Here is a 1,822-nt window from a genome sequence, read left to right as displayed (position 1 = left end):
GCGCCGGGCCGGGGTCGGGTGCGGACATGCCCCGAGGGTAGCCCCGACTCCGGACGCGACACCGACCGCCGACTACCCTGGGACCCATGCCCACGCCCGAGACCGCCTCCGTGTCCGACTTCCGCGCCGCCGTCGCCGAGCGCCTGACGGCGGTGCTCGACGGACACGCGCGGGGCGCCGCCCGGATCCACCCCGACGCGGATCCCGTGGTCGAGGCCGTCAGCGTGCTCACCTCGGGCGGCAAGCGGCTGCGCGCCGTCCTCTGCTGGCTCGGGTGGCGCGCCGCCGGGGGCTCCCCGACGGACCCGCGGGCCGCCGTCGCGGGCGCGGCCTTCGAGCTGTTCCAGGCCGCCGCCCTGATCCACGACGACATCCTGGACCGCTCCGACACCCGGCGCGGCATGCCCAGCGTCCACCGCCGGTTCGAGGCCCGCCACCGCGAGCACGGCTGGCGGCACGAGGCGGAGCACTTCGGCGTGTCCGCGGCCATCCTCGCCGGGGACGTGGCCCTGGCGTTGAGCGACTCCATGTTCTCCCGGGCCATTGAAGGCACTCCCCGGGCGGAGCGCGCGCGGCGGGAGATGGAGCGGATGCGCTTCGAGGTCATGGTGGGCCAGTACCTCGACGTGGCCGCGGAGATGGCGCCGCCCGCCGCGGACCCGGCGGCGGCCGAGCGCGCGGCCCGCGCCGTCGTAGAGCACAAGTCGGCCCGCTACTCGGCGGTGCACCCGCTGGCGCTCGGGGCCCTGCTGGCGGGCGCCGACGACGACCTCGTCGCGGCGTTCGAGGCGGTGTCCCTGCCGTTCGGGATGGCCTTCCAGCTGCAGGACGACCTGCTCGGGGTGTTCGGCGACCCGGCACACACGGGCAAGCCTGCCGGGGACGACCTCCGCGAGGGCAAGCGGACGGTCCTGGTCGCCCGGGCCGAGGCGCTGCTCCCCCGCGGGGAGGCGGCCGCCCTCGACGCCGAGCTCGGAGATCCGGCGCTCTCCGCGGAGCGGGTGGCGCACTGGCAACGGCGGCTCGAGGAGGTCGGAGCCCGGACGGCGGTCGCCGACGAGGTCGACCGGCTCTCGGCCGAGGCGCGCCGGGGCCTGGAGCGGCTCGCGGCCCTCGGGGTGGGGACGGACGTGCGCGGGGAGCTGGCCGAGCTCATCGACGCGTACACAGTCCGCACCGCCTGACCCGGCGGCCCCGGGCCCGCGACTCGCCCGGGGTCGGGCCCGGGCCCCTGCGGTCAGCGGGACCGGTTCACCACCCCAGCGCCTGGGCGCGGCGCCGCACCTCGGTCTTGTGGCCGTCCCGGAGGGCGTCGATCGGCCGGCCGGGCAGCGACTCGTCAGGGGTGAAGAGCCACCGCAGCGCCTCCTCGTCGTCGAACCCGGCGTCCTGCAACAGCACGAGGGTCCCGTGCAGCGGCTCAAGCAGTCCGCGCTCCGTGAGGAATGCCGCGGGCACGGCGCGCACGGACGGCTCGGGACGGCGGACGGCGAGCAGGCGACGGTCGTTGATCAGGTTGTGCACGCGGGTGACGCGCAGGTCCAGGCGCTCGGCGACGTCCGGGAGGGTGAGCCAGTCGCCCACGAGGGCGTCCAGCTCGGGGGAGACGGCGTCGGAGGGGACCCGGTCGACGGGGTGTTCGGTGGTCATCCCGCCAATCTACCTGGGCCTCCAGACAGGGCCGGGCGGTCGGCCGACGGGGGTGGGCGCGGAAGGTCACGTTCCTATAACATCGGCGGAGTCGGGGCCGCCGCCACCTTCCCCCCGGGGCGCCCGACACGGGCATCGCCCGTGCCAGCCCACATGCCCCCCGCCAGGAAGG

General features: G+C 76.5%; 2 protein-coding genes. One reads left to right on the top strand and one right to left on the bottom strand.

What is annotated here, in order from left to right:
- The first annotated feature begins 86 nt into the window (after nucleotides 1–86).
- Nucleotides 87–1,184, top strand: a complete 1,098-nt coding sequence (locus tag MHY29_RS11960; protein ID WP_224354662.1) for a polyprenyl synthetase family protein — start codon at nucleotides 87–89, stop codon at nucleotides 1,182–1,184.
- Between the two features lie 67 nt (nucleotides 1,185–1,251).
- Here the strand turns inward: MHY29_RS11960 and MHY29_RS11955 are convergent, their stop codons facing one another.
- Nucleotides 1,252–1,650, bottom strand: coding sequence for an Rv2175c family DNA-binding protein (locus MHY29_RS11955; protein ID WP_224354661.1), 399 nt, complete (start codon nucleotides 1,648–1,650; stop codon nucleotides 1,252–1,254).
- Nucleotides 1,651–1,822: the final 172 nt, after the last annotated feature.

Source organism: Micrococcus sp. ACRRV (assembly GCF_022346985.1).
GTDB classification, from domain to species: domain Bacteria; phylum Actinomycetota; class Actinomycetes; order Actinomycetales; family Micrococcaceae; genus Micrococcus; species Micrococcus porci.
The sequence above is the reverse complement of the archived record's forward strand: the minus strand, read 5'-3'. Positions and strand labels throughout refer to the sequence as shown.

Bases quoted from the DNA above. Each gene is read 5' to 3' on its own strand.
- MHY29_RS11960 (WP_224354662.1), top strand. From the start codon at position 87: ATGCCCACGCCCGAGACCGCCTCCGTGTCCGACTTCCGCGCCGCCGTC.
- MHY29_RS11955 (WP_224354661.1), bottom strand. From the start codon at position 1,650: ATGACCACCGAACACCCCGTCGACCGGGTCCCCTCCGACGCCGTCTCC.